The sequence below is a fragment of the Actinomycetes bacterium genome, from assembly GCA_036000965.1.
Classification (GTDB): Bacteria; Actinomycetota; CALGFH01; order CALGFH01; family CALGFH01; genus DASYUT01.
The window spans coordinates 52,014-78,563 of the sequence record DASYUT010000288.1 but is presented as its reverse complement, the minus strand read 5'-3'; the positions used below and the strand labels follow the sequence as shown (position 1 = coordinate 78,563).

Here is a 26,550-nt window from a genome sequence, read left to right as displayed (position 1 = left end):
CCGCTTCACAAAGCGGCCCCGATCCGGTCGCCCTCGACGACCGCGGCGTGGGCCCGGCGCGGGGCCACGCAGTCCCCGGCCCGGTGGACCTCGACTCCGGGCAGCCTGGCCGCCTTCAGGTCGAAGTAGAGCGCCTCGGCCGGCGCCTGGGGCACGGCGAGCACCACCCAGTCCACGTCGTAGCTCATTGTGCGGCCGGACGGATGGTGGAGGACCTGCAGCTTCCCCCCGTCCATGCCGATCACGACCGAGTCTGGAGTCTGGACGATGCCCTTGGCCGCCGCCCGCGTGCACCACCCCTCCATGTCGAGGGTGGCGCCGAGGTCCTGGCCGACCACCATCGCCGGGGCGAGCACCTCGACCCGGCAGCCTCGGTCGGCAAGCAGCTCGGCGACGCTGGTGGCCTGGTGGAAGCCGAGCTCGTCGACGACCACGACCCGCCCGGCTGGCGTGGCGACGCCCTCCAGCACGTCGCGCACGTCGACCACTGGCGGGCCGCCCGCGCTTGGCCCGGGCGTCTCGCGTGCTGCGGGCGGGTGGGCCTCCTGTGCTGCGGGCGGGTGGGTCTCGCGTGCTGCGGGCGTGAGGGTCTCCCGTACTTCAGGTCCGCGCGACTCGTGTGCCTCGGGCATGGCTGCCGGCGGCGCCCACCAGGGGCGAGCCGGTTCGGCTCCGGTCGCCACCACCACGGCGTCGGGGGCCTCGGCGCGGATCAGCTCGAGGTCGACCCGGCTCCCGTAGCGGACCTCCACGCCGAGGCGGCGGCACTCGGCGAGCTGGTTGCGGACCAGGTCGCCCAGCTCGGCCCGGCTCGGGACGGTGGCGGCGAGCCGGACCTGGCCGCCGGCCACCGGCTCGCGCTCGTGCACGGTGACGACGTGGCCCCGGGCGGCCGCGGCGATGGCGGCCTGCAGCCCGGCCGGGCCGGCGCCCGCGACCAGGACGCGACGGCGCCGGGCGGCCGGCCGGGCGGGCGCGGCGGCCTCCCGGCCCGTCCGCGGGCTCTCGATGCAGCCCACCCAGCGGTTCTGGCCCATGCGCCCGACGCACTCCTGGTTGCAGGACAGGCAGAGGCGGATCTGCTCGCCCGCGCCGGCACGGGCCTTGGCCGCGAAGTCGGCGTCGGCGATCTGGCCCCGCACCACTCCGACGAGGTCGCAGTGGCCCTCCTCGATGGCCCGCTCGGCCTGCAGCGGGTCCTTGAACCGGCCCACCCCGACCACCGGCAGGTCGACCGCCTTGCGGATCGCCGAGGGGACGAACAGCGCGTAGCCGGGCGGGACGTGCATGGACGCCTCGATCATGAACAGGGTCATGGTGGCCACGCCGATCGAGGTGTTGACGTAGTCCACCAGTCCAGTCGACTCGAGCGCACGGGCCACCTCGACCGCTTCGTCCAGGACGATGCCGCCCTCGATCAGCTCGTCGCCGCAGAGCCGCACGCCCAGGGCGCGGTCGCGGCCGATGGCCTCCCGCACCGCGGGGACGAGCTCGAGCAGGATCCGCATGCGGTTGGCGAGCGACCCGCCGTAGCGGTCGGTGCGCCGGTTGGCCCAGGGCGACAGGAACGCACGCACGATCGAGGAGTGCGAGCACTGCAGCTCGATGCCGTCGAAGCCGCCTGCGGCGCAGTGCCCGGCCACCGTGGCGTAGCCGGCCACGACCTCGCCGATCTCGGCCCTGGTGATCTCCTTGGGCACCTCCCGGAACAGGGGGTCGGCCACGGGAGAGGGGGCCCAGAGCGGCAGGCGTGAGTACGTGCCCGACCCCTGACCGCCGTTGTGGTTGATCTGCGCGAAGATCGGCACGCCGTGGGCGTGCACGGCCTCGGTGACGCGCCGGTAGCCGGGGACCACGTCGGGCCGGAAGCCGTGGATGAGCTTCTCGTAGGGCCAGTCGGTGGGGTGGGTCGAGTGCTCCTCGGTGATGATCAGCCCGGCGCCGCCCGCCGCCCGGGCCGCGTAGTAGGCGGCGTGCTGCTCGCTCGGCCCGCCGTCCTCCGCGTAGTTGGTGAGGTGGGCGGCGAACACGATCCGGTTCGCCACCGTGACCGGCCCGATCCGCAGCGGGCTGAACAGGTGCCGGTACCGGCCCCGAGCGGTCACTGGCGCCCCTCTTCCTCGAGAGGCGCCCCGGCTGCGCTGGGGCGGGAGGCTCGGCGCCCCTCCGGGGCCGGGGCGGCCAGGGCCAGGGCGGCGCGGCGGCCTTCGAGCACCGCCTCGTAGATCGTGCGGGGGGCAACCGCGTCGCCGGCCCGTGGCAGGGTGCCGCCCGTCTCGCGCCAGAGCCGGTCGTCGGGCAGCCGGTGCCCGGCGTCGACCAGGACGGTGGCCGGGACTGCGTCCGCGGCACCGGTGAAGCGGTCCTCGGTCATGGCCTGACCGTGACTGGCCCGGCGGAGGACAGCTCGCTTGACCAGGCCCACCCCGGCCTGGTGGAGCCGGACGTTGGCGGGAGCGAGGTCGCCGGAGCGGGCAAGCTCCTGCCCGGCCACGAGGTCGGGGGTGAGCAGGCTGACGGTCCGGCCGGCGGCTGCCAGCAACTCCGCCACGGAGACGCCGATCGGCCCTCCGACGGGGTCCCAGACCGCCACCGGTCCGTCCGGCAGGCCGGGCCCGCCGTCGAGCGCCTCGCGCGCGGTCACCACGGCCGCGCCGTCCTCGACCTCGTAGGCCGGCTCGCCGGCCCGGCCGCCGGTGCAGAGCACGACGGCGCCGCCGGAGCCGGAGCCGGCCAGCTCCGCCGCGGTGGCCTCGTGGCCCAGCCGCACGTCGACGCCGAGGGCCAGGCACTCGCTGGCGAGCCAGTCGGCCAGGACGGCGAGCCGGGCCCGGCCGGCGCCGCGGGCCGCGACCCGTAGCGCGCCGCCGAGACGGTCCGAGCGCTCCACGAGCCGCACCCGGTGGCCGCGCAAGGCGGCCACCCGGGCGCACTCGAGCCCGGCAGGCCCGCCACCCACGACGAGCACACCGCTCTGGTCTCTGTCCCCAGCCGCCGCGGGCGGCACCCTCCGGTGGCCCTGGAGCGTCCCGCTGTGGCCCGGGAGCGTCCCGCTGGGCAGGGCCGGAGCCGCCGGGTCGTCGGCGGCTGCCGGGTCGTCGGCGGCTGCCGGGTCGTCGGCGGCTGCCGGGTCGTCGGCCCTGCCGACCCCGGCTGGACCGGGGCCGGCAGGGGGGCGGTCCACCGGTGGGTCCTCGGTCTCGTGGCCGGCCGACGGCTCACCGACGCAGCTCACGATCGGGTTGCGCGCGTCGCGGACCTGGCAGGCCTGGTTGCAGAGGATGCAGGGGCGGATGCGGGCGGAAAGGCCCGCGGCCGCCTTGGCGGCCAGGTCGGGGTCGGCGATCTGGGCCCGGGTCATCTCGACCGCCTCGGCGGTCCCGTCGGCGAGGACCTCGGCCGCCATGGCCACGTCGACGATGGAGCCTTGGGCGACCACCGCGACCGGTCCGGGCAGCGCGGCGCGCACGGCGCGGGCGAGCCCCAGGTTGAAGCCGGGCTCGACGTGCCCGTCGGGCCGGGTGGCGGAGACCGAGTAGATCGAGCCGCGGACTGGTACCACGTAGTCGACCGGACCGGCCAGCTCGGCCGCGAGGGCGGCTCCCGCCTCGGGCACGATGCCGGCCCAGGGCGCCAGCTCGTCGCAGGACAGGCGGAGCCCGACGATCGCGTCCCCGGCGGCCTCCCGGACGGCGCCGAGCACCTCGCGGGCGAAGCGGAGCCTGTCGGTCCCGTACTCGTCGTCCCGCTGGTTGGTGAGCCCGGACAGGAACTGCCGCACCAGGCTGTGTTGGCCGGCGTTGACCTCGACGCCATCCAGCCCGGCCTGGACGGCCAGGCGGGCGGCCTGGGCGAATCCGGCCACCACGGCGGCGACGTCCTCCAGCTCCATCGCCTTGGGCACCTCCCGGCTGGTCACTTCGGGTACCCGCGAGGGCGCCCACAGCGGGAGCTGGTGGTAGGCGCTCGAGCCCTGGCCGCCGGCGTGCCCGATGGCGGCCAGGACCAGCGTGCCGTGGGGCCGGCAGGCGGCAGCGACCGCCGCCCAGCCGTCCGCGCACCGGGCCGCCAGCGGGGCCCGTTCGTACGGCCAGTCGGAGGGGTGGACCGACGCCTCCTCGACCACGACCACCGCGGCGCCGCCGGCCGCGCGCCGGCCGTAGTAGGCCACGTGCCGGTCCGAGAGGGCCCGGCCCCGGCCCAGGTTGGTCTCGTGGGGCCCGAACCACACCCGGCCCGGCGCGGTCCGCCCGCGCAGGGCCAGCGGCGTGGAGAGCCACGGCCTCGCGCGCTTCAGGCGGGCGGGACGGGCGGCGGGCCCGGACGGCATCAGCGGCTCGGCAGCACTGGCAGCAGCCGCCGTTTGGAGTGTCCGGGCCCGGGGGATGGCGCCGACCCGGGCGGCAGCACGGCCAGCGCCCGCTCGCCGTGGCCGAGGACGCATTCGGGGTCGGGCCCGTCCAGGGGCAGGCCGGTGAAGAACTTGGCTGCCATGCAGCCGCCCTGGCAGGCGTCGTAGGCGCCGCAGGAGGCGCAGGCCCCGGCGCTCTGGGGCTCGCGGAGCGAGCGGAACAGCTCCGACGAGCGCCACACGGCCGCGAACCCGCCCGGGTCGCGGACGCTGCCGGCCTTGAAGTCGTCGTGGAGCACGAACGGGCAGGCGTAGACGTCGCCCACCGGGTCGACCAGGCAGACGACCCGGCCCGCGCCGCACAGGTTCAGCCCGGGCAGCGGCTCGCCCAGGGCCGAGAGGTGGAAGAAGGAGTCCCCGGTGAGGACGTGCGGCCGGTCGACCAGCCAGCGGTGGACGGCCCGTTGCTGCTCCGCGGTGGGGTGGAGGCCGGCCCAGGCCGCCGCCCCCCGGCCCGACGGCCGCAGCCGGGTCACCCGAAGCACCGCGCCGTACGCGGCGGCCAGGGCCTCCAGCTCGTCCAGCTCGGCGACGTTGTGGCGGGTGAGCACGACCGAGAGCTTGAACGCCCGGAAGCCCGCCCCAGCCAGGTTGTCCATGGCCCGGCGGGCGGCCGCGAAGCTGCCCGGGCCGCGTACGGCGTCGTTGGTGACCGCGGTCGCGCCGTCCAGGCTGACCTGGACGTCGACGTAGTCCATGGCCGCGACCCGGGCCGCCTTGGCCCGGTCGAGCAGGGCGCCGTTGGTGGAGAACTTCACCCCGACGCCGCTGGTCACCGCGTATTCGACCAGCTCGAAGAAGTCGGTCCGGACCAGCGGCTCGCCACCGCCGACGTTGACGTAGAAGACCTGCATGGCCGCGAGCTCGTCGACCACGGCCTTGGCCTCGGCGGTGGACAGCTCGGCCGGGTCGCGCCGTCCCGAGGACGACAGGCAGTGCACGCAGGCCAGGTTGCAGCCGTAGGTCAGCTCCCAGGTCAGGCAGATGGGCGCGGCCAGGCCGTACTTGAGCCGGTCAGCGAGCACAGATCACCTCCGAGGCTGCGAGCTGCTCGAGCGACCGGCGCCAGCGGGTGCGCTCCGGCGGCGGCAGGCCGAGTACGTCGAGGGCGCCGTCCAGGCTCGGATGGCCTTCGAGGGCGCGGACCAGCTCGACCAGCCGTGGCGACTTCAGGAAGGTCAGTCTCCGGTTGCCGTAGTGGTAGGCGAGGGCCCCGAACGGCTCGTCGCGCAGGGCCACCTGGGGGTGCAGCCGGTAGGGCCGCGCCGGGTCGAACGTCATGGCCGGCCCCTTGCTCAGTAGACGCCGCACATCCCGTCGATCGAGATCTCCTCGACCAGCGCCTCCTCCTCGACCAGGTCGTCGGCTGGCGTGGCGGGCGGGTCGAGGACAGGACCAGTCGGCTCCTGGGTGCTGTCCGGCTCCTGGGTGCTGTCCATGGTTGCCCTCCGGGTGTCGCGGTCCGGACCCAGGTCCTGCCCCTGGTCCGTGACGACCTGGCCTGCCGCCCGGCACCGGGGCGGCGGGGTCGCCGCCCGCCGCGACCGGGACCGGTGCTCACACGTTCGCACGCGCGTCACCGCCACGCCAGCCCAGACGGCCAGCCTGGGGACGGGCGTCCCACCCCCCGTCCCCGCTCTCTCCCGCCCGCCTCCGACGCCCTCGACCCGGCAGCCCGGACAGGTCGGGGAGCAGGGGCGCAACCGTCCGGTGGCGGGCGCACCCGAGCCACACCCCGGTGCAGTAGGCCGCGTCCTCGAGCAGCCGCAGGCCGACGTAGCGGAGGGGGTCGAGCGCCGGCTGGCGCTCCCGCCAGTCGGCCAGCCCGGCAACGCCGACGCAGGCGAGCAGCACCAGGCGGGCGCGCCGGTTGCCGCTCGCGGCCGCCACGGCCAGCGGCAGCCAGGTCCGGCTGACCGCGTCGGCGACCAGGCGGCCGGCCCGCCAGTGCCCGGCGCCGGCTACCCGGGCCGCCTCTCGCCACGGGTGCTCGAGGCGGGAGAGTCCGCGGGCCGCCTGCGCGGTCGTGGCGGCGGCCACCGTGCCGCCGGCGAGGGGATGCCCGAGCCCGGCCAGCGCCCAGGCGAGCGCGCTCCAGGCCGAGACCTGCAGGGGCGCGACTCGGTGCGCATGGCGGCGGGCCAGCGGGGCCGCCGAGGTGCCGTAGGCGAGCCGCCGCGCGAGCAGCGGGCCGAGCGTGCGCCGGTGGTCGTGGCGCACCCGGCTCGCCGGCTCGTAGCGGACCGTCCAGCCGGCGTCCACCAGCCGCCACACCAGGTCGACGTCTTCGCCGAAGCGGAGGGCCTCGTCGAAGCCGCCCACCGCGACGAGCGCCTCGCGGCGGACCAGGAGCGCGGCGCTGGGCACGTAGGCGATGCGGCCGCGGGGCCGGACCAGGCCCTCGACCGGCCCGCGGTCCTCGGGCGCGCGCACCGACTCGTAGCGCTCGAACGGGCGCCCGCTGGCAGCCCGGCGCCCACCGATCCGGGGCGCCACCGCCGCCACCACCGGGTCGGCGAAGTGGACGAGCAGCGGCCCCAGCCAGCCTGGCTCGGGCACGCAGTCGGAGTCGACGAACGCGACCAGGGAGGCGGTGGTGGCGGCCAGGCCGGCGTTGCGCGCGGCGGCCGGGCCGCCCGGGGCGGGCCGCTGGACGACCCGGGCGCCGGCGGCGCGGGCGACCGCCGCGCTCGCGTCCCGGGAGCCGTCGTCGACGGCGACCACCTCGGCCAGGCCCGCCAGGGCGGCGACCGTCCGGCCGACCCGGTCGCCGCGGTCCCGCACCGGCACCACGGCCGCGACCGGGCCGGGGTGGCCGCCGTCGGGCGGCCGCGGATGGGCCACGCCGGCGTCGACCAGCCGCCTGGCCAGCCGCCCGGCGTCGGCCCGCTCGGCCGCTGCCGCCTCGGTGACCGTGGCCCCGTCCAGCAGGCGGTCGAGCAGTCGGCTACCCGTCTCCGAGAGCCGGAGCAGCCGGAGGGGCGCGCCCCCGAGCAGTGTCCGCCCGCCGTCGAGCCGGCGCGCGGCCGGGTCGAGCACCAACCGGAACCCCCCGGGCAGGGGCGGCGCACCCCCCCAAGGATTGCTGGCCAGAGGCGCGCGAGACTCAGGGGCGCGGGGCTCGCCCGCTCGAGGCGCGTGAGGCCCTGTTGCCTCAGGCGCGCGGGGCCCGGCCGAGCCGGGGAAGGGCCGGCGGGTCATCCGGAGGTGGGGCCCTCGGAGCGCACCTTCTTGACCGCGATCAGGGCGGCCTGCAGGTCGCGGATCCACTCGGCCTGGTGGCTGCCGACCAGGCGGACGCACCAGGCCAGCGCGTCGCTGCGGCTGCGGGCCACCCCGGCCTCGATCAGGGTGTCGAGCACGGCCCGCTCGCGCATGCGCAGCCTGGTCATGACCGGGACGCTCAGGGTGGTGAAGAGGCTCCGCTGGTCGCCGCAGGCGGCACCCCAGGAGACCCTGCGGCCGAACCGGTGCTCGAGCTCGGCTGCGATACGCATGCGCTGCTCGCGGGTGTCCTCCCGGAACTCCTTGATCCGGGCGGCCGAGGCGACCGCCTCGGAGGCGCCGGGCGGAGGCGCGGGCGGGGCCAGCCGGCCGACGACGAGGATCTCCTCGCCGTCGGCGGCCACCTCGGGTGGACCGGCGAACCAGCCGGCGGGGATCCGGGCAGGCAGCCAGTCGGCGACCGCGCCGGCGATCTGGTCGGCATCCATGCGATTACAGTATTACTTCGCCGATCGCCCTGGAAACCACCGCCGGGGCCAGCCGGGGGTGCGGCCCACATCCCAGTGGGTATCATCGGGCCCACCCAATGAGCAGCGGAGTTTCTCTTGCAGATCGATTTTGCCTCCTCGGACCGGTCGAGCCTCGGCGTGGAGGTCGAGCTCGAGATCGTCGACACGGGCTCGAGGGAGCTGCGCAGCGGCGCCTCGGAGATCCTGCCCGTGCTGGGCCAGGGCCACCCTGACGGCGTCCACCCGAAAGCCAAGCACGAGCTGCTGGAATCGACCATCGAGATCATCACCGGCGTGTGCAGCACCGTGGCCGAGGCACGCCAGGACCTCTCCGCGACCCTCGACGAGGTGAGCACGCTCGCGGCCTCACGCGGGATGGCGCTCATGTGCTCGGGCACGCATCCGTTCTCCGACTGGGCCAAGCAGGAGATCAGCCCGAACCCCCGCTACGCGCAGCTCGTGGAGGACATGCAGTGGCTGGCCAGGCGCCTGCAGATCTTCGGGATCCACGTGCACGTCGGCGTGCGCTCGCCCGAGAAGGCGATCGCGATCGTCAACGCCCTGACCTTCTACATCCCGCACTTCCTGGCCCTGTCGGCGTCCAGCCCCTACTGGAAGGGGCAGGACACCGGCCTCGCCTCCTGCCGGACCAAGGTGTTCGAGGGGCTGCCCACCGCCGGCCTGCCCTACCAGCTCTCGGGCTGGGACCAGTTCGAGCAGTTCATGGACACCCTCATCTCGGCCAAGACGATTCACTCGATCCGGGAAGTTTGGTGGGACATCCGTCCACATCCGAACTTCGGGACCGTGGAGTTGCGAATCTGCGACGGGTTGCCCACCATGCAGGAGGTCTCGACCGTGGCGGCCATGAGCCAGTGCCTGGTCGACCGTTTGAACACCCTGATCGACCGCGGCTACACGCTGCCGGTCCCCAGGGGCTGGATCGTGCGCGAGAACAAATGGCGGGCAGCCCGCCACGGTCTCGACGCCGAGATCATCTTGGACCAGAAGGGCACGCTGCAGCCGGTGCGCGAGGCCATCGAGGAGCTCGTCGACGAGCTGACCCCGGTGGCGCAGCGCCTCGGCTGCGAGCGCGAGCTCCGGAACGCGCTTGCCATCATGGGTCGCGGTCCAAGCTATGTCCGCCAGCGTGAGGTGGTGGCGGCGGGGGGTACACCAGTGGACGTCGTCGACAGCCTGGTCGAAGAGCTCCGCAGCGACCGCTTCTCACCCATACCAAACCCAACCCTGCCGTGATCCTCGACCTCAGCAGGTTCCTCGCCACCCACACCGGCGAGCTGGTCCAGCTCCGCCGGCACCTGCACGCCCATCCCGAGCTCGGCCGGCAGGAGCGCCAGTCCACCGCGCTGGTCGCCCGCCGCCTCGAGGCCCTCGGCCTCCGGCCCCGGCTGCTGCCCATCGGGACCGGCCTGTTCTGCGACGTTGGCGCCGGGTCCGCCGGCGGCCCGGTCGTCGCCCTCCGGGCCGACCTCGACGCCCTTCCCCTCCAGGACGAGAAGGACGTCCCCTACCGCTCGACGGTCCCCGGGGCGTGCCACGCCTGCGGGCACGACGCCCATACCACCATGCTCCTGGGTGCCGGGCTGGCCCTGGCCGAGCAGGCCGAGCGGCTCCCCGGCCGCGTCCGGCTGGTGTTCCAGCCGGCCGAGGAGAAGATCCCAGGTGGCGCGCTCGACGCCATCCAGGCCGGGGTGCTCGACGACGTCAGCGTGATCTACGCCCTCCACTGCGACCCCAAGCTCGACGTCGGCCGGGTGGGGGTCCGGGTCGGCGCCATCACCGCCGCGTCCGACTCGCTGGAGGTGCACCTGGCCGGCCGGGGCGGGCACACCGCCCGCCCGTACGAGACCTCCGACCTCGTCTACATCATCTCCCGGGTGGTCACCGACCTGCCGGCGGCGCTGTCCCGCCTGGTCGACCCGCGAGTCGGCCTCACCCTCACGTTCGGCGCGATCCAGTCGGGCACGGTGGCCAACGCCATCCCGACCACCGCGGTGGCCAAGGGCACCCTCCGGGTGCTCGACCGGACGGTCTGGGGAGGGGCGCAGAAGCTGGTCGAGCGGGTGCTGCAGGGCACCGTGGCGCCGTTCGAGGTGACCCCGGACGTCCGCTACGAGCGGGGCTCCCCGCCGGTGGTCAACGAGGAGGTGGCCACGCTGGTGATGGCCAACGCGGCCCGGGCGACGCTCGGCGACACCGCCATCCACCAGGCGGCGCAGAGCCTCGGCGGCGAGGACTTCTCCTGGTACCTCGAGGACGTGCCCGGCTCCATGGCCCGGCTCGGGGTTCGCATCCCAGGGACCAACCTCGAGCTGCACGCCGGCTCGTTCGACATCGACGAGCGGGCCATCCCCGTCGGGGTGCGCGTCCTCACCCAGACGGCGGTGGACGCCCTGGAGTATTACGGGCGCTGAGCGAGGTCGGGGCCGAGAGTATTACGGGCGCTGAGCGAGGTCGGGGCCGATCGGGGATCGACTCAGGCCGGCTCGGCCTCGGCGGCCGGGGGCGGGTGGGAGGGCTTGGCCGTCGGGCTGTGCACGACCGTCATGGACAGGCGCAGCGGCGCGTCACCGGTGTTGCGGTAGGCGTGGGGGCGGTCGGCCACGAAGGCGGTCGCCCCTCCCTCCGGCACCCGGTACTCGACCCCGTCCACCTCGAGGGTCAGCTCGCCCTCGATGACGAGCAGCAGCTCGCGGGTGCCGGCCGGGTGCGGCTCGCCCGCGTAGCCGTCCTGCGGGGCCATGCGGATGTCCCACAGCTCGACCTGCTCGCGGGTACCCGACCCGACCAGCAGCGTGCTCGTGCTGCCCGGCTTCCCGGTCCACAGCACGATCCCCTCGCCGGCCGGGACGATCCTCGTGGTCGGCACCTCCGGCGCCTCGACCAGGGAGGCCACCGAGACCCCGAACGCGGTGGCCAGCCGGCAGATGGTCGCGATGCTTGGATTGGACCGCGCCTGCTCGACCTGCACGAGCATGCCCTTGCTGACGCCCGAGCGGGCGGCCAGGTCGTCCAGCGTCCATGCCTTGCGGCTGCGCTCGGCGCGGACGTTGCGGCCGACCGCCGCGGTCACCACCTCTGGTTCCGGCACGGTTGTCACCCCCATGGATCACAATATTGTTCGACAGGTACAGCTTGTTGTAGTACAATAGACTGTACCAGGTAGTCAGTATAAGTGCCTGGAGGAAGCCCGCAAAGGAACGGAGGCTCCCCATGGGGATCATGGTGCTGCTGGCACTCCTCACCCTGCTCGTCGTGTTCGACCTGCTCGCGATCAGGCGCGGCGTCGACTCCCGTCCCGGCTTCGAGATCCACCCGCACGGCAAGTCGATGACCGGCGCCGGCCTGACGGTGGGCCCCCGCGGCCGCTGAGAGCCCGGAGAGAGCCTGAGGGAGGTCCATGTCGCTCGGTCCCCCGCTCGGTCTCGGCTCCGGTCTGCTCTGGGGTACCGGGGACTTCGTCGGCGGTGTGCAGTCGCGCCGCCAGGCGCCGAGGGCGGTGGCGATGTGGAGCCAGGTGGCCGGCGCCGTTGTGCTGCTCGGCGTCCTCGCCAGCCGGCCGGGAGACCGGCCGGCGCTCGCCGGGGTGGTCTGGGGTGTCGTCGGCGGCCTCGGTGGAGGCTGCGGACTGCTGCTGTTCTACCGGGGACTGGCCGAGGGCGCGATGTCGATCGTCGCGCCCGTCGCTGCCTGCGGGGCGATCGTGCCCGTCACGGTCGCGTTCGCGCGCGGGACCCCGCCCAGCCTGCCCGCCACCATCGGCATCGCCGCGGCCTTGGCCGGGGTGGTGCTCCTGTCCCGCACGCCTCGTGGCGAGCGGCACGCCGGCGTGCCGCTCCGGGTCGTGGCCATGGCCCTCGGCGCGGCGCTCGGCTTCGGCTTCTTCTTCGTCTGCGTCGACGCCGGCTCGGCCGTGCCCGGCGGCTCCCCGCTGTGGGTCGTCGCCGGGGCGCGGGCCGGGTCGCTCACCTCGATGCTGGTGATCGCCCTGGCCGGGCGGCGGTCCGTCCCATGGCCCGGCCGCCACATCTGGGGGGTGGCCCTGGCCGGCGTCCTCGACACCGCCGCCAACGTGCTGTTCGCCTACGCCACCACCATGGGGAACCTGGGCGTGGTCGGCGTCCTCGGCTCGCTCTACCCGGTCACCACCGTGCTGCTGGCCCGCTTCGTCCTGGCCGAGCGGCTCTCCGGCGTCCAGGCCACGGGCGTGGGCCTGGCCCTGACCGGAGTCGCCCTGCTGGGCGCCGGCTGATCCTGGGCGGCTGATCCTGGGCGGCTGATCCTGGGCCGGTGAGGGCGCGTCCGAAACTTGTCCCACGGGAGCGGGCCGGGTCCGGTAGGCTCGGCTCATGGACGACGACCTCACCCTCGCGCTCGAGCTGGCCGACCTGGCGGACGCCCTCACGCTCGAGCATTTCCGGTCCGACCGGCTGGTGGTCGAGACCAAGCCTGACCTGACCCCGGTGTCCGAGGCCGACCGTGCGGTGGAGCAGCTGCTGCGCAAGCGCATCGGCGAGGAGCGGCCCGACCACGGCGTGGTCGGGGAGGAGTTCGGCGCCGAAGGCGGCCGCCACGCCCGCTGGATCCTCGACCCGATCGACGGCACCAAGAACTACGTCCGTGGCATCCCCGTCTTCGCCACCCTGATCGCCCTGCAGCGCGACGGCGTCGGCGCTGTCGGGGTCTGCTCGGCGCCCGCCCTGGGGCGGCGCTGGTGGGCCGCGCGCGGTCTGGGCGCGTTCGCCGACGGCCGGCCCATCCGCGTCTCCGGCGTGCGCGACCTCGGCGAGGCGCAGCTCTGCCACTCGAGCCTCGACCTGTGGGAGGCGCACGACCTCGGGGACCGCTTCCTCGGCCTGGCCAGGCGCTGCTGGCGCACGCGCGGGTTCGGCGACTTCTGGATGCACTGCCTGGTGGCCGAGGGCGCGGCCGACGTGGCCGTCGAGCCCGAGGTGTCGCTGTGGGACCTCGCCGCCCTCCAGGTGATCGTCGAGGAGGCCGGCGGGCGCTTCACCGACCTGGCCGGCCAGGCCAGGCCCGACGGTGGCAGCGCGGTGTCCACCAACGGCCTCCTCCACGACGAGGTGGTCGCCGTCCTGCGCCGCTGACAGGAGTTGCCGTGCACGGTCCCGCCGGGGTCCTTACCGTGGTCCTGTTCGAGACCGCCCTGGGCAGCCTCGCGCTGCTCTGGGCGGCGCCCCTGTGGGGGGTGGTCCGCCCCGGCTTCTTCAAGCTGGTCGGGGCGACCGTGGTCGTCTGCGCCGGCTTGGCCTGGCTCACCGGCAGGGGGGAGCTGGCCCAGGCCGGGGCGACCGGGCGCGCGGCAGCCCTCTGGCTCGGCCTGCTCGCCCTGGCCGTGCTCGCCTGGCAGGTGCTCGTCTACGCGCGCCTGGCCGCCGCGCGCTGGGCGGGCATGGCTGCGGTAGCGCCCGGCCTGGTGGCGGCCTGGCCCCTCGCCCAGCTCAGCGGGCGGCCCGCGCTGGGCGCGGTCGCGCTGCTGACCGGGGCGCTGTTCCTCGGGGCGACCGTGGACGGCCTGCTGCTCGGGCACTGGTACCTGATCGACCGTCGGCTGTCCAACCGGCCCATCCTGGCCCTGGCGAGCTGGTTCATCGCAGGCGTGGCGGCCGCCCTGGTCTCGGCCGCCCTGGGCGGGGACCGGGGTGGCGCGGTCGACCCGTCGCTGTCGCCGCTGCTCGCCTTCCCCAACCTCACCGTGTACCTGGCCGTCGGGCTGGTACTGGTGTGCGGCCTTATCGCCTCGTTCATCCGCGTGCTCGTCCTGGGCGGCTCCATCCAGGCCGCGACGGGCATGTTCTACCTGGCCGTGGTGATGGCGCTGGCGGCCGAGTTCGCCGCCAAGGTCTACTTCTTCCCGGCCTAGCTAGCCCAATGCGATCCGGCAAGGAGCGTGGGGCAGTGCTCCGTGTCTTGGTGGAGGAAGCCGCCCGACCATGTGGCGCGCCGGGCCGTCAGGCAAGCGATCGCGTCTCTCCCGTTTGGATGTCGTCGAGCATCGAGCCATCCGGGATGACGAGCGACCAGCCGGTCGCCGTTGGCTGCCGGTGCGGACCCTCCAGGATTTGCCCGCCGAAGCGTTCTGTCGACTGCGAGTACTGGAGCGAAGTCGGCGGACCAGGATGGTCGCAGCAGACGGTGCAGCACACCCTGGCGCCCGTCTTGTCGGGACCTGCATTGCCTGCTGCCGTGGCAGCTTCGTCGCCTCCGCGTCCCCTTGTAGGCCGCCAGTTGGGGTACTACCAGCACCAGAACGCCCGCATGTCAGCCGCAGCTCGGCGGAGGGGAGCCGGTCATCGTGGCGGCGAGACCCGGTAAGGTACCGGCCAGGACGGCGGACAGCGGCCGGTGTGTCGAGAGGTGCCGTGACCGAAACCGAGGACGCCAGCGTCCGGACCGTGGTCGTCGCGGTCGCCGCGAACCTGCTGGTCGCCGTGGCCAAAGCCATCGCCGCGGTGCTCACGGGCTCGGCGGCGATGCTCGCCGAGACAACCCACTCGATCGCGGACACCTTCAATGAGGTGCTGCTGTACGTCGGCGTGCGCCACGGCGCCCGTCCCGCCGACGACCACCACCCCTTCGGCTACGGGCAGGCCCGCTACTACTGGTCGTTGCTGGCGGCCGTTGGCATCTTCGTCGTCGGCGGGCTGTTCGCCATCGCCGACGGCGTCCAGACCCTGCGCCACCCCGAGCCGGTCACCAACGTGCCGGTCGGCGTGGCCGTGCTGCTGGTCTCCGCCGGGTTGGAGGGCCTGTCGTGGCGCACGGCGCGTCGGCAGCTGCGCGCGGAGGCCGCCGCCCGCCACCTCGACCTCGGCGAGTACCTGGCCACCTCGTCGGATCCGACGCCAACGGCGGTGTTCCTGGAGGACTCGGCCGCGCTGGTCGGCCTCGCGCTGGCCCTTTCTGCGCTGGTGCTCCACCTCATGACGGGGTCGGCGGTGTGGGACGGCGCGGCGAGCCTGCTCATCGGGCTGCTGCTGGTCGTGGTGGCGTACCTGCTGATGCGCCGCAACGGCGCGCTGCTGATCGACGAGGCGGCCCCGGCCGACGTCCGCGAGCGGCTGCGGCAGGCGGTGGCCCAGGAGCCATGGGTGGCCGAGGTGGCCGAGCTGACCGCGGTGTACATCGGCCCCAAGCAGCTGCTGGTGCTCGCCCACGTCGTGCCGGTCGACGGTGCCGAGCTGACCGCGAGCGTCGGCCGGCTGCGCCACAGGCTGCTGTCGGTGCCCGCGATCGCCGCGGTGGAGATCACGCCCGTCGAGCGGGCCAACTGAGCTGACGGGTCCCCAGGCTACCGGGGACCCCTGGGAACCCTCCGGGATGCCTGTTGCCGCAGGTCGGCATGCTCCGTGGCTGCGCGGCGGCGCCACGGGCCTGCATGCCGTCGCCGGGACCCTCCTCGGCCCGTCAGATGTGGTGCAGGTGGTGTTCGGGGCGCGGGGTCGGTGCGGGCTGCTCGCCGAGGGATCGCCGCCGGGCCAACTCCACCACTGCCAGCAGCAGCGCCAACAGCATGACCACGGCCGCGCACAGCAGTGTGTCGGACACCGCCGCCGAGTAGTCGCGGCCGGTACCGGCGAGCACCGCGTAGAAGACGCCGGCCAGCGCCGCGGTGCCGATGGCCGAGCCGATCCGCTGGCCGGTCTGCAGCGCGCCGCCGGCGACGCCCGCCAGCTGGACCGGCACCGACGCCAGGGTCAGCGTGATGTTGGGCGAGGTGACCATGCCGCCGCCAAGCCCGCCCACCAGCAGCGGTCCCGCCGCCGCCCACGCCGCCGCGTCCCCACCAACCTGCCGCAGCACCAGCGCGGCGGCGGTCAGCCCGACAGCGACCGCGGCCAGCCCGAACACGGTCAGCCAGCGCCCCAGCCGGGCCACCAGCCGGCCGGCGATCACCGCGGAGACCGCCACGCCCAGTGCGAAGGGGGTCACAGCCAACCCGGAACGCAGCGGCGAGTAGCCCAGCCCGGTCTGGAAGAACAGCGCGAACACCAGCCAGATGCCGGTGAACCCGACGAAATAGACCAGCCCGATACCCAGTCCGGCAGCGTAGCCGGAGATGCGCGCCAGCCGCGGGTCAAGCAGGGGTATCTCGTGCCATACCGGGACACTACCAACATTCCAACACCCCTAGTCGGCCGAGGCCGTGGGTGAGCCTGGTAGCCTCTCGCCCGTGACGACGACGGGCGGACCGGGCCGGGAGGAGGCGCCGCTGCGGCGTCCGCCCCAGCTCGCCGTGCTCGTGGAGGGCGGCGACCGCAAGGGGTTGCTCCACGACATGACCGCGGCGATCCTGCGTCACGGTGGCGACATCCTCTCGGTCGAGATCGTGGAGCGGGGCGTCCGCAGCGCGGTCTACTGGGAGCTGGACGCCGTACGGGACCCCGAGAGCCTGGAACGGGCGTTCCTGGCCATCGACGTCGTCGCGTCGGTCAGCCGGCTGCCGAGCATGTTCCAGGTCTACGGCAAGCGGATCATCGTGGTCGGCGCGGGCGCGCAGGTCGGCCAGGTCGCCATCGGCGCCATCGGCGAGGCCGACCGGCACAACATCCGGGGCGAGAAGATCAGCGTGGACACGATCCCGGTCGTGGGCGAGGAGAACCTGGCCAACGCGGCGCGGGCGGTGGCCAGGCTCCCCCGGGCGGTGGCCCTGGTGCTGGCCGGGTCGCTGATGGGCGGGGAGGTGACCGAGGCCGTGGACCAGGTGAGGGCCCGCGGCATCCTGGTCGTCTCGCTGAACATGGCCGGCTCGGTCCCCGCCCACGCCGACCTCGTGGTCACCGACCCCGTGCAGGCGGGGGTGATGACCGTGATGGCCGTTGCCAGCACGGCCCGCTTCGACATCGAACGGATCCGCGGCCGCCGCTTCTGACCAGCGTCACGGCTCCAGGCGGCTGGGGTCTACACGCAGGACCCGGCTCGAGCCCTGAGCGGCCCAGAGCGACCCGGCCCCGTAGACCAGCGCGCGCACGTCACGCACGGCGGTGAGCGGGAAGCCCCGCACCACGGCCGGGGTGCCAGGGTCGATCGCGACGACGCCCTGGTCGTTGCCTGCCACCACCCAGACCATGCCGCCGCCGACGGTCACGATCGTGGCTGCGTCGACCGGGACGGCCCTGCCCTCCGCCGGGGCCTCGGGGTCGACCCGGGCCACCAGGCCGCCGCCCGGATAGGCAAGCCAGACGGCGCCGGCGCCGACGGCGACGCCCTGGGCCGCGCCCCCTTCACGCTGGTCCTGGTCGACGCGGACCACCCGGCCGGCGGTCGGGTCGATCAGGACCACGCTGCCGTCGGTGGCCGAGACCCACACCTGGCGGTCGTCGGCGGCGATCCCGAGCGGCTCCCTGGGCAGCGCCACCGGGGTGACCCGCAAGGTGCCCGGGTCGACGCGGAGCAGCTTGCCGCCCGGCCGCCCGGCCGCCTCCTGCCCGCAGCAGACCACCCAGACCGCCCCGCCGGCCGTCACCACCCCGACCGGGTCGTGCAGGGGCCGCCCCAGCGGGACGGTGGCGGTCACCTGGTTGGTGGCCGGGTCGACCCGCACCAGCATGCCCGGGCTGGCCACCGCCACCCATACCGCGCCGGCGCCGACCGTGACCGACCTGGCCCCGGCGGCCCGCCCGGCGACCCGGATCGTCGTGGCCACCCGGTTGGTGGCCGGGTCGATCCTCGCCACCGTGCCCGCGTCGCCCACGGCCCAGACCGCGCCGGCCCCGAACGCGAGCCGTCCTGGCGGGCCCGGGCCCACGTCGACGGAGGCGACCACCGGGCTCCGCTGCGCCGCCGTCGTCGCGGTCGTCGCGCTGGCCGCCGGGGTCTCCGGTCCGGCCGGCGCCAGTCCAGAACGGGTCAGCCGACCGGCGACCAGCAGCGCGAGCAGGGCGGCGGCGGCCACGCCGGCCGTCCTGGCCAGATCCCTGCGCGGTCGGTCCATCGCTGGCGGTCCCGGCGCTGCCTCACGCCGTCTCGCCGGGCAGGCGCACCCTGGACACAGCCAGGCCGTCGCCGATCGTGAGGATGACGGAGTCCAGCCGCTCGTCCTCGGCGATCCGTCTGGCGTAGGTGCGCAGGCCCTCGGTGTCGGGGTCGGTGGCCTTGCGGTCGGCGACCCGCCCCGACCAGAGCACGTTGTCGGCCAGGATCACGCCGCCAGGGCGTACCAGGCGCAGAGCGTGCTGGAGGTACTCCGGGTACTCGGCCTTGACCGCGTCCAGGAACGCGAGGTCGTAGCCGCCGTCGGCGAGCCTCGGCAGCACGTCCAGGGCCCGGCCGAGGATCGAGCGGACCCGGCTCGGGATGCCGGCGTCCTCGTAGGAGGCCTTGGCCAGCCGCTGGTGCTCGGGGTCGGCCTCGATGGTGGTCAGGATCCCCTTGTCGGCCAGGCCGCGCGCGATCCAGATGCCGGAGTAGCCGGCGCCCGAGCCGATCTCGACGGCCGCCTGGGCGCCGGTCCAGCGGGCGGCCAGGCGCAGGAACGCGCCGGTGTCGGCCGAGACGGGCGGCATGCCGCCCGTCGAGGCCCGCTCGCGCGCCGTGCGCAGGGCGTCGTCCTCGACGGCGGTCAGCTCGCTCAGGTAGGTGGCAATGGCGTTGTTGGCCTGGACGACCACGGTCGGCTCCTTCTTTCTCTCGAGGTCTCGTACAGATGGCTGCGGGTCGCGCGGGCGCGCTCGCGGGCTCTCCTGTCGCATGGGTCAGTTCCGGTACCGGCAGCCTAGCGTCCATGCCGCGGGAGTGGTACGCGTTCCTCGCTGCGGTCCGTGACTGGGTGGCCGACCGAGCCGAGCGGGGCTTACCCTGAGTGGCGCACCGACGGTGTCGAGTACCCGCCGGGCGGCAAGCCGGAGCCGGTGCCGCCGACGCGGGGCGAGGAGCTCGCTGCTTGGACCGACCCACTGAACCGCTGCGCCACCCGCCGGCTGCCGGACCGGCCGATGCCTGGCCCCCGTGGGGCCCTTCGACGCACCCGGACCTGGGAGCCTGGCTGGCGCCAGCGGCCCCGCCGGCCGAATCGCCGGCCGCGCCGCCGACGGGGGCCGCCGCGCCGCCGGCCCCGCCCGCCGCGCCGGGCCTGACCTTGCCGCCGGCCCGCCGGGCCAGCCGGAGACCAGGGATGCCCGCCCTGCTCTGGGTCGTCGCCGTCGCCCTGCTGTCCGGCCTGATCGGCGGCGGGGTGGGGGCCGCCCTGACCGGCGGCCACTCCCAGCCGCGGGTGGCCGAGCCCAGCCCGGCAGTCACCCAGGTCTTCACGCCCAGCCGGGCGTCGGGCGGCCAGGTCCAGGCCGTCGCCGGGGCGCTGCTGCCGGTCGTGGTGCAGATCGAGACCAAGTCCGGAACGAACCGGGCCACCGGGTCGGCGGTCATCATGCGCCAGGACGGGTACATGCTGACCAACAGCCACGTGGTCGCGGGCGCCGACCGGATCCAGGTGACCCTGCCGACGGCCGAGACGCTCAAGGCACGCCTGGTCGGACGCGACCCGGCCAACGACCTCGCGGTCATCAAGGTGAACCGCTCCGGCCTGCCCGTCGCGACCTTCGGCAGGTCGGCCGACCTGCGGGTGGGCGAGCTCGCCGTCGCCGTGGGCAGCCCGTTCGGGCTGCAGGGCTCGGTGACCACCGGCATCGTCTCGGCCCTGCACCGGGTCGTGCAGGTCCCGGGGGACAGCGCGCGCGAGGAGGACCTGGTCGACGCCATCCAGACCGACGCGGCCATCAACCCGGGGAACTCGGGCGGGGCCCTCGCCAACGCCAGGGGGCAGGTCGTGGGCATCAACACCGCCATCGCCACCAACGGCGAGACCGAGGCCAACGCGGGGGTCGGCTTCGCGATCCCGATCGACGAGGCCCTCGACGTGGCCAGGCAGCTCATCGCCGGCCGCAAGGTCCGGGTCCCCTTCCTCGGCGTGCAGGCGGTCGCTGACCTGAGCCCCGAGGTCGCCGACCGGTATCAGCTCCGGGGGCGGACCGGTGCGCTCGTCCAGAGCGTGCTCCCGGGCAGCCCGGCGGCCCGGGCCGGCCTGCGCGGGGGCGACCTCGTCGTGCGGGTCAACGCCCGGCCCGTGCGGGGCTGGGACGAGCTGAAGGTGGCCGTCCGGAAGGTCGAGGTCGGCCAGACCATCCCCATCGTGGTCGTCCGGGGCGGCGACGAGTTCATCCTCAGCATCACGCCCATCGACCAGTCGGCGTCGAGGTAGGAGCGCGCGGTGTTCAACGTCGGCCTGGGCGAGATCTTCGTCATCGTCCTCGTCTGCCTCGTCGTGTTCGGCCCCGAGCGGCTCCCCGAGATGGCCAGGCAGGCCGGCCGCTTCCTCGGCAAGCTCCGGCTCACCACCCAGAACGCCCTCGACCAGCTCAAGGACGAGGCCGAGCTGTCGGACCTGAACCTGCCCGACCTGCGGGTCGGCTCGCTGCGCGAACAGGCGCGCGGCTACGTGCGCGACCTGATGGACATCGAAGGGCAGATGGAGGAGCTGCGGCGGGCCGCCAACGGCGACGGCCCCACCGAAGCCACCGCGGCCAACCCCCCCGAGACCGGCCCACCCCCGGTGGACCTGGAGGCGACGTGACCAAGTTCGACCCGCTTTTTGGGTCGAACTTGGTCAGCATCTGATGGACGTCGCCGCAGGCGACTCCGGGCCGTGCGGCGCGGCGCCGTTGCGGCGCCGCACGGCCCGTCAGGTGAGCAGGGTGAGGCGCTTGCCCACCAGGGAGCGGGGGTTCGGCGGGAGGGCCGCGGCCACCTTGAGCAGCTCCTGGCTGGCCGGCGCGTCCGGGTCGGAGACGACCAGCGGCTTGCCGGTGTCGCCGCCCTCGCGCAGCCGGGTGTCGATCGGGATCCGGCCGAGGACGCGCGTGCCCAGGTCGCGGGCGAGTATCTCGCCGCCGCCCTGGCCGAAGATCTGGTGGCGCTCGTCGCAGCCCGGGCAGATGAAGTAGCTCATGTTCTCGATCACGCCGGCGATCCGCATCTGGTTGGCCAGGGCGAACTTGCCGGCCAGGATCGCGACCCGCTCGGCTGCCTCCTGGGGCGTGGTCACCAGCAGCATCTCGGCCCCGGGGAGCATCTGCGCCAGCGAGATGGACACGTCGCCGGTGCCGGGCGGGAGGTCGGCGAGCACGTAGTCGAGGTCGCCCCAGTACACGTCGGTGAGGAACTGCTGCACGGCCCGGTGCAGCATCGGCCCGCGCCACATCACCGGCTTGTCCGCGTCGATGAAGAAGCCGATCGAGATGACCTTCACCCCGTGCGCCTCGAGCGGCATGATCATGCCGTTGAAGCCGACGGGGCGGCCGGTCGCGCCCAGCATGCGGGGGACCGAGAAGCCGTAGATGTCGCAGTCCACCACCGCGACCCGGCGGCCCTGGGCGGCGAGCGCGGCGGCCAGGTTGACGGTCACCGACGACTTGCCCACGCCGCCCTTGCCCGAGGCGACCGCGAGGACCCGGGTCGAGGACTCCTCGCCCCAGAACGAGACCTTCTTCTCCTGGGCCGCGCCTGGGCCGCGCAGCCGGGTCACCATGGCCTGGCGCTGCTCCTCGGTCATCGTGCCGAGCTCGACCACCACCCCCCGGACGCCGGGCAGCGGCGACACGGCCGCGGTCACGTCCTTGGTGATGCGGTCCTTCAGGGGGCACCCTGGGATGGTCAGCAGCACCTCGACGGTGACCACGCCGGCCCCGTCGATCGAGATGCTCTTGACCATGTCGAGCTCGGTGATGGGCTTGTGGATCTCGGGGTCCATGACCTGCCCGAGCGCGGCGTGGACCTCGTCCTGCGTGACCATGGGAGCGTTCACCTCGGTGGGCGCGGCGCGCCGGGAAGAGCTGGCGGGGAAACCGCCCTACCATCGCACTGTAGCAAACGGGCGACGCCCGGCCGCCCGCCGCCCAAGACTGTTCCCGGAAAGGTGCCCGATGGCCGACTATGACGCGATCGTCGCTGGCGGGGGGCCCAACGGGCTGGCCGCTGCCCTGCGCCTGGCCGAGGCCGGGTGGTCGGTCTGCCTGGTCGAGGCGAACGCCGACGTGGGCGGGGCGGCGCGCACCCTCGAGTGCACCCTGCCCGGCTTCAGGCACGACTTCGGGGCCGCCTTCTTCCCGCTGGTCGGGGTCGCCCCGGCCATCGCCGAGCGCGACCTCGGCGCCCACGGGCTGCGGTTCCTGCACGCCCCGCTGCCCGCCGCCCACCCTTTCCCCGGCAACCGGGCCATCGCCCTGGGCCGCTCCGGGGAGGAGACGGCCGCCTCGATCGACAAGGTCCATCTCGGCGACGGCGCCGCCTGGAAGGCGCTGGACGACACGTTCGGGGACGCCCTCGTCCCCTTCCTGCGCGCCCAGATGGTGCGCTGGCCCGTCGCCGCCGGGGCCCAGCTCGCGCGGCGCCTCGGCGGGGTCGCGAGCGCGCTCGAGTTCGCCCGGATCGTGGTCCAGGGCGCCAGCGCGGTCGCCGAGCGGTTCGAGTCGGCCGAGGCCCGCGCCTTCCTGGTCGCCCCGGCCATGCACGCCGACCTGCAGCCCGAGGCGCCCGGGACCGGTGTGTACGCGCTGCTGCTCCACCTGCTCGGCGAGCGCTTCGGCATGCCGGTGGCCGAAGGGGGCAGCGGGGCGATCAGCGCCGCGCTGGCCTCGGCGCTCCGCGCCGCTGGCGGCGTGATCGTGACCGGGGCCCGGGTCGACCGCATCGTAGTGGAACGAGGGCGGGCCGCTGGTGTGGAGGCCGGGGGCGTGAGCCTCTCGGCCCGGCGCGCGGTCATCGCCGCGATCGACACCGGCACGGCGATCCGGCTGGCCGGCCCCGACGCGTTCCCGCCCGCCGCCCTGGAGGAGGTGCGGCGGTTCCGGCCTGGGCTGGGCACGTTCAAGGTCGACTGGGCCTTGGACGGGCCTGTGCCGTGGGCGGCCGAGGAGTGCCGGCGGGCCGCGGTCGTCCACGTCGGCGACTCGGTCCAGGCGATGAGCAGGGCCGCCTGGGAGGCGTCCTACGGGCTCCTGCCCGGCCGCCCCACCCTCATCCTCGGCCAGCAGTCCCTGGCCGACCCGAGCCGGGCCCCGGCCGGCAGGCACACCCTCTGGGGGTACGCACACGTGCCGGCGGTGCCGGCCGGGGACGCCCTGCGGCCGCGGGCCAAGGGCGGCTGGGCCCGCTCTGCCGGGCCGTTCCTGGACCGGATCGAGGCGGAGATCGAGGCCAAGGCGCCTGGCTTCAGCGAGCGGGTAGCCGCCCGGCGGGTCTGGACGCCCGCCGACCTCGAGGCGGCCGACCCGGCGCTCGTCGGTGGCGACATCACCGCCGGGTCGTTCGCCATCGACCAGCAGCTCGTCTTCCGCCCCGGCCCCTCCTGGTGGCGCTGGGGCACCCCGCTCAAGGGGCTTTACCTGGGCGGCGCCGGCGTGCCGCCCGGGGGCGGGGTGCACGGCGCCGCTGGCGACCTGGCCGCCCGGCAAGCCCTGGCCGACCGCCGCCGCCCGGCGGTCCTGGCCGGTCTGGCCGCCGGCGCCGGCCTGCTCGCGGCCGGCACCGCCGCGTGGCGGCGGTCGGGCTGACCGGCCGGCGGGGTCCGGCCGGCTGGCGGGGTCGGTCCGGCCGGCTGGCGGGGTCGGTCCGGCCGGCTGGCGGGTCGGTCCGGCCGGCCGGTGGGGTCGGGACGGCCGGCCGGTGGGGTCGGGCGGCACCGCCGGCCGGGTCTCCCAGCTCAGCAAGTTCTCAGCAACCGTGCCTACATTGCTCAGTACGTCACCACCAGCGAGGTGATCGGGTGGGGAACCTGCTTGGCGACGCCGACGTCTGGGACGACACGCCGGCGCCGCCGCGGCCGCTGCGCCGTGGGCTCGTCCTGGCCGTTGCCGGGCTGCTGGCCGGTCTCGCGATCGGCTGGGCGGTGGCGCCCCGCCCAGCCCCGCCGGCCCCGGTCGTGTCGCTGCCGCCGACCCCGGCCGCCGACGCCGAAGGGTCCGTGCTGCCCCACGGTGGCGAGGTGATGCAGCAGGCCGCGCTCGCCGGCCCGATGGTGGTGGCCGGGCTGGGCCGGGTGGACGAGGTCAAGCTGGACGGCACCGGGCGCCGCGCGCTCAGCTCCGAGTTCGCCCCGGTGGCCGTGCTTCCGGCCCGGGGCGGGACGCCGGCGGTCGCGCTCGGCGGCAACGCGGTGCTGACCATCGACCGGAACGGCACGGCCGCCGCGCTGACCAAGGTCGACTTCCGGGCCGGCGGCATCGCCGGCCCGGGCGACCGGGTGCTCGCCTGTGGCCGGCGCCCCCTGCCCGACCAGGAGCGCCGGGCCGCACGGGCGGCCGGCAGGGACGAGACCGCGGCCGCTCCTGCCCTGCTGCTGCCCGTCAAGGGCGGCAAGGCCGTCGAGGTGGGCCTCGGCTGTCCGGTGAGCTGGGCGGCTGGCACCCCCGTGGTAGCCGGGGCGGGCGGGCCGCAGGTGCCCTACCGGCGCACCACGCGGGGAAGCTCGGTGCTGGTCGGCCGTGCGGGCGGACCGCTCCGCACCCTCCTGGACCGCCGCCGGCTCGAGTCGGCCACCGGCCGGGGCGCCTCCGTCGGGGCCGTGGCCGTGAGCCCCGACGGCAAGACGGTCGCGGTGGCCGCCGGCGCCCCTGGAGGGCGCTGGGCCCTGCTGCTCGTGCCGGTCGCCACCGGCCCGGTCAAGCGGGTCGAGCTCGTGCCCGGGTACGAGACGGTCTGGCTCTCCTGGATCGGCCAGGACCCCCAGGAGCGCCGCCTCGCCATGGTCGCCGTGGACCGCCGCGGCGGTCTGGGCGAGGCGAGCCTGGCCTCGCGGAGGGGCGGCGGGTACGTGCTCGGCTGGGACGAGCGCACCGGCGTGGCCGCCACGATCCTGGCCGGGCCGGCCATGGAACGCGCCGACGGCTTCGCGTTCTCGCCCGACGGGCAGTTCCTCGCGGTCTCGTCACCGGGCGGCTGGACCCTGCTGCGGACCGCGGAGCCGTCGGAGCGAAGCACCGTGCCGGTCACCGGCACGCTGCTCGCCTGGCCAGGGACGGCCCCATGACCAGCGTCCGGACGCGGTTCCGCCCGGGCCGGCAGCGGGAGCGCGCAGCGCCCGCGGGCGTGCCCGGCGGGCACCGGGCCGCGGTGGTGGTCCCGGTCGTCCTGCTGCTCCTGGGGCTCGCGGCCGGGGGCGTCACCGGGTGGCGGTCGGTCACCGGCCGGACGGTCCGAGCCCCCACTCCGCCCGCGCCGCCGCCGCTCGCGGTCAGCGGCGCCGAAGGACCGATCGAGCAGCTCAGGGGACTCGGCGAGCTAGCCTGGATGGACGACGGGGGCGTGGTGCGGGCGGTCACGTCGGACGGCCGGGCCCAGCGCACCCTCGGGCGGGCCGACCAGCTCACCGCCGACCCGGAGACCAACCCGAGCTCCGCCAGCGGCCAGGGCCGGGCCATGATGAGCCCGGACGGCGCCATCGTCTACGGCTACCTCGCCGACGGGAGCCCCGTGGCCGTGCGCCTGGTCGAGGGCCAGGTGCGCCGGCTGTCCCCACCCGGCACGGTCGCCGCCGCGCCGACCCGCCAGTCGGCCGATGGCGCCATGGTCGCGGTCTGCGCCGGCGAGCCAGGCAGCGGGCCGGGCCGGGTCGAGCGTGCAACCGGGGAGGCTGCACGCTCGACCGGGCCCGGCCCCACCGGGGGCGGGGAGACCACCCTGCTCGACCCGGGCGGGCGCCAGCTCGCCAGCCTGCCCGACTGCGCCCTCGACCTGGCCAGGGACGGCCAGGCGGCACTGGTGCCAGAGGCCGGCGGCGCGGACCGCGGGCTGCGGCTCTGGCACCGCTCGGGCGGGTACCGGAACGTCCTCGGCGCCGACGCGGTGGCCGCCGCCGCCCGCACGGTGGAGTTCGACGCCGACCCCGGCGACTTCGCCGTCGGCAACGCCTGGCTCTCGCCAGACGGCAGGCAGGCCCTGGTCAGCATCCACCCCAAGATGCACCGGCAGTCGCAGGACGTCTTCTGGCGCCAGGGAGCAGCTCTGCTGCTGGTCGACCTCAGCAGCCGACGGTGGCAGGCGATCCCGGTCGAGCTGCCCGGCGCGTACCCGGTCGTCTGGGGACCGGCGGGCGGGTACGCCTACGCGCAGACCTTCGAGACCGGGACGTTCCGGGTGACCGGGCGCCCGACGGTCTCCTACGTCCCCGCCAAGGGGCGGCCGGTGCTGCTCGAGGCGGGGCGCAGGCACGACAACCTCCGCATCGAGTTCAGCCCTGACGGCGACTGGCTGCTGTTCCCGGACAGCGGCAACTGGACCTTCGTCCGGGTCGACGACCCGTCGACCCGGGTCAGCTATGCGGCGCCCGGCGACTTCGTCGGCTGGCTCCCCGGCAAGGGAAGCCGATGATGC

At 75.1% G+C, this 26,550-nt stretch carries 24 protein-coding genes and 1 pseudogene; 13 read left to right on the top strand and 12 right to left on the bottom strand.

Features of this window, described 5'->3' with window-relative positions; translation table 11 throughout:
• Positions 1-5 precede the first annotated feature (5 nt).
• The 7 genes from VG276_25405 to VG276_25375 form a co-directional block, all read right to left on the bottom strand.
• Positions 6-2,105: an FAD-dependent oxidoreductase gene (locus VG276_25405; protein ID HEV8652630.1), complete on the bottom strand. Its 2,100-nt coding sequence runs from the start codon at positions 2,103-2,105 to the stop codon at positions 6-8.
• On the bottom strand, positions 2,102-4,330 hold the full coding sequence (locus tag VG276_25400) for an NAD-binding protein (GenBank protein HEV8652629.1): 2,229 nt from the start codon (positions 4,328-4,330) through the stop codon (positions 2,102-2,104). Before VG276_25400 ends, VG276_25405 begins: the two co-directional genes overlap by 4 nt.
• Complete coding sequence (gene mftC / locus VG276_25395) at positions 4,330-5,436, bottom strand: mycofactocin radical SAM maturase (GenBank protein ID HEV8652628.1); 1,107 nt, start codon at positions 5,434-5,436, stop codon at positions 4,330-4,332. Before mftC ends, VG276_25400 begins: the two co-directional genes overlap by 1 nt.
• A complete protein-coding gene (mftB, locus tag VG276_25390; GenBank protein ID HEV8652627.1) occupies positions 5,426-5,692 on the bottom strand; it encodes a mycofactocin biosynthesis chaperone MftB in 267 nt (88 codons plus the stop codon). The genes mftC and mftB overlap by 11 nt, the downstream gene beginning before the upstream one ends.
• Positions 5,693-5,706: 14 nt before the next feature.
• Positions 5,707-5,850, bottom strand: coding sequence for a mycofactocin precursor MftA (mftA, locus tag VG276_25385; GenBank protein HEV8652626.1), 144 nt, complete (start codon positions 5,848-5,850; stop codon positions 5,707-5,709).
• Between the two features lie 118 nt (positions 5,851-5,968).
• The gene (gene mftF / locus VG276_25380) at positions 5,969-7,450 is read right to left on the bottom strand and encodes a mycofactocin biosynthesis glycosyltransferase MftF (GenBank protein ID HEV8652625.1); all 1,482 of its coding nucleotides are present in this window, start codon (positions 7,448-7,450) and stop codon (positions 5,969-5,971) included.
• 158 nt (positions 7,451-7,608) lie between these two features.
• Positions 7,609-8,124 carry a hypothetical protein gene (locus VG276_25375; GenBank protein ID HEV8652624.1) on the bottom strand — a complete coding sequence of 172 codons (516 nt, stop codon included), beginning with the start codon at positions 8,122-8,124 and terminating at the stop codon, positions 7,609-7,611.
• Positions 8,125-8,241: 117 nt separating this feature from the next.
• Between VG276_25375 and VG276_25370 the strand changes: the two genes are divergently transcribed.
• Positions 8,242-9,402, top strand: a complete 1,161-nt coding sequence (locus tag VG276_25370) for a glutamate--cysteine ligase (GenBank protein HEV8652623.1) — start codon at positions 8,242-8,244, stop codon at positions 9,400-9,402.
• Complete coding sequence (locus VG276_25365; GenBank protein HEV8652622.1) at positions 9,399-10,580, top strand: amidohydrolase; 1,182 nt, start codon at positions 9,399-9,401, stop codon at positions 10,578-10,580. The genes VG276_25370 and VG276_25365 overlap by 4 nt, the downstream gene beginning before the upstream one ends.
• A gap of 62 nt (positions 10,581-10,642) precedes the next feature.
• Here VG276_25365 and VG276_25360 read toward each other — a convergent pair whose 3' ends face one another.
• Positions 10,643-11,257 (bottom strand): XRE family transcriptional regulator, encoded by a 615-nt coding sequence (locus VG276_25360; protein ID HEV8652621.1) that lies wholly within the window; start codon positions 11,255-11,257, stop codon positions 10,643-10,645.
• Between the two features lie 122 nt (positions 11,258-11,379).
• Between VG276_25360 and VG276_25355 the strand changes: the two genes are divergently transcribed.
• The 5 genes from VG276_25355 (at position 11,380) to VG276_25335 (ending at position 15,461) form a co-directional block, all read left to right on the top strand.
• Complete coding sequence (locus VG276_25355) at positions 11,380-11,538, top strand: hypothetical protein (GenBank protein ID HEV8652620.1); 159 nt, start codon at positions 11,380-11,382, stop codon at positions 11,536-11,538.
• Between the two features lie 28 nt (positions 11,539-11,566).
• Positions 11,567-12,418: a DMT family transporter gene (locus VG276_25350; GenBank protein ID HEV8652619.1), complete on the top strand. Its 852-nt coding sequence runs from the start codon at positions 11,567-11,569 to the stop codon at positions 12,416-12,418.
• A 97-nt stretch (positions 12,419-12,515) separates the two neighbouring features.
• On the top strand, positions 12,516-13,274 hold the full coding sequence (gene hisN / locus VG276_25345) for a histidinol-phosphatase (protein HEV8652618.1): 759 nt from the start codon (positions 12,516-12,518) through the stop codon (positions 13,272-13,274).
• Positions 13,275-13,285: 11 nt separating this feature from the next.
• A complete protein-coding gene (locus VG276_25340) occupies positions 13,286-14,050 on the top strand; it encodes a hypothetical protein (protein HEV8652617.1) in 765 nt (254 codons plus the stop codon).
• A 499-nt stretch (positions 14,051-14,549) separates the two neighbouring features.
• Positions 14,550-15,461, top strand: a complete 912-nt coding sequence (locus VG276_25335) for a cation diffusion facilitator family transporter (GenBank protein HEV8652616.1) — start codon at positions 14,550-14,552, stop codon at positions 15,459-15,461.
• Between the two features lie 133 nt (positions 15,462-15,594).
• On the opposite strand, the pseudogene VG276_25330 reads toward VG276_25335, so the two are convergent.
• Positions 15,595-16,275 (bottom strand): annotated as a pseudogene (locus tag VG276_25330) (MFS transporter).
• Positions 16,276-16,360: 85 nt separating this feature from the next.
• Between VG276_25330 and VG276_25325 the strand changes: the two are divergent.
• Positions 16,361-17,059, top strand: a complete 699-nt coding sequence (locus VG276_25325; GenBank protein HEV8652615.1) for a DUF5612 domain-containing protein — start codon at positions 16,361-16,363, stop codon at positions 17,057-17,059.
• Positions 17,060-17,065: 6 nt separating this feature from the next.
• On the opposite strand, the gene VG276_25320 is transcribed toward VG276_25325, so the two are convergent.
• Both VG276_25320 and VG276_25315 read right to left on the bottom strand, forming a co-directional pair.
• Entirely contained in the window at positions 17,066-18,121 is a 1,056-nt protein-coding gene (locus tag VG276_25320) for a hypothetical protein (GenBank protein HEV8652614.1), read from the bottom strand.
• A 22-nt stretch (positions 18,122-18,143) separates the two neighbouring features.
• Positions 18,144-18,797, bottom strand: a complete 654-nt coding sequence (locus VG276_25315) for an O-methyltransferase (GenBank protein HEV8652613.1) — start codon at positions 18,795-18,797, stop codon at positions 18,144-18,146.
• Positions 18,798-19,300: 503 nt separating this feature from the next.
• Between VG276_25315 and VG276_25310 the strand changes: the two genes are divergently transcribed.
• Positions 19,301-20,383, top strand: coding sequence for a trypsin-like peptidase domain-containing protein (locus VG276_25310; GenBank protein HEV8652612.1), 1,083 nt, complete (start codon positions 19,301-19,303; stop codon positions 20,381-20,383).
• A gap of 9 nt (positions 20,384-20,392) precedes the next feature.
• The gene (gene tatB / locus VG276_25305) at positions 20,393-20,755 is read left to right on the top strand and encodes a Sec-independent protein translocase protein TatB (protein HEV8652611.1); all 363 of its coding nucleotides are present in this window, start codon (positions 20,393-20,395) and stop codon (positions 20,753-20,755) included.
• 108 nt (positions 20,756-20,863) lie between these two features.
• Here the strand turns inward: tatB and VG276_25300 are convergent, their stop codons facing one another.
• Positions 20,864-21,973, bottom strand: coding sequence for an Mrp/NBP35 family ATP-binding protein (locus tag VG276_25300; GenBank protein HEV8652610.1), 1,110 nt, complete (start codon positions 21,971-21,973; stop codon positions 20,864-20,866).
• A 130-nt stretch (positions 21,974-22,103) separates the two neighbouring features.
• Between VG276_25300 and VG276_25295 the strand changes: the two genes are divergently transcribed.
• From VG276_25295 to VG276_25285, 3 genes are all read left to right on the top strand, one after another.
• Positions 22,104-23,732: an NAD(P)/FAD-dependent oxidoreductase gene (locus VG276_25295; protein HEV8652609.1), complete on the top strand. Its 1,629-nt coding sequence runs from the start codon at positions 22,104-22,106 to the stop codon at positions 23,730-23,732.
• 212 nt (positions 23,733-23,944) lie between these two features.
• Positions 23,945-25,207 carry a hypothetical protein gene (locus VG276_25290; GenBank protein ID HEV8652608.1) on the top strand — a complete coding sequence of 421 codons (1,263 nt, stop codon included), beginning with the start codon at positions 23,945-23,947 and terminating at the stop codon, positions 25,205-25,207.
• Entirely contained in the window at positions 25,204-26,547 is a 1,344-nt protein-coding gene (locus tag VG276_25285; GenBank protein ID HEV8652607.1) for a hypothetical protein, read from the top strand. Before VG276_25290 ends, VG276_25285 begins: the two co-directional genes overlap by 4 nt.
• Positions 26,548-26,550 lie beyond the last annotated feature (3 nt).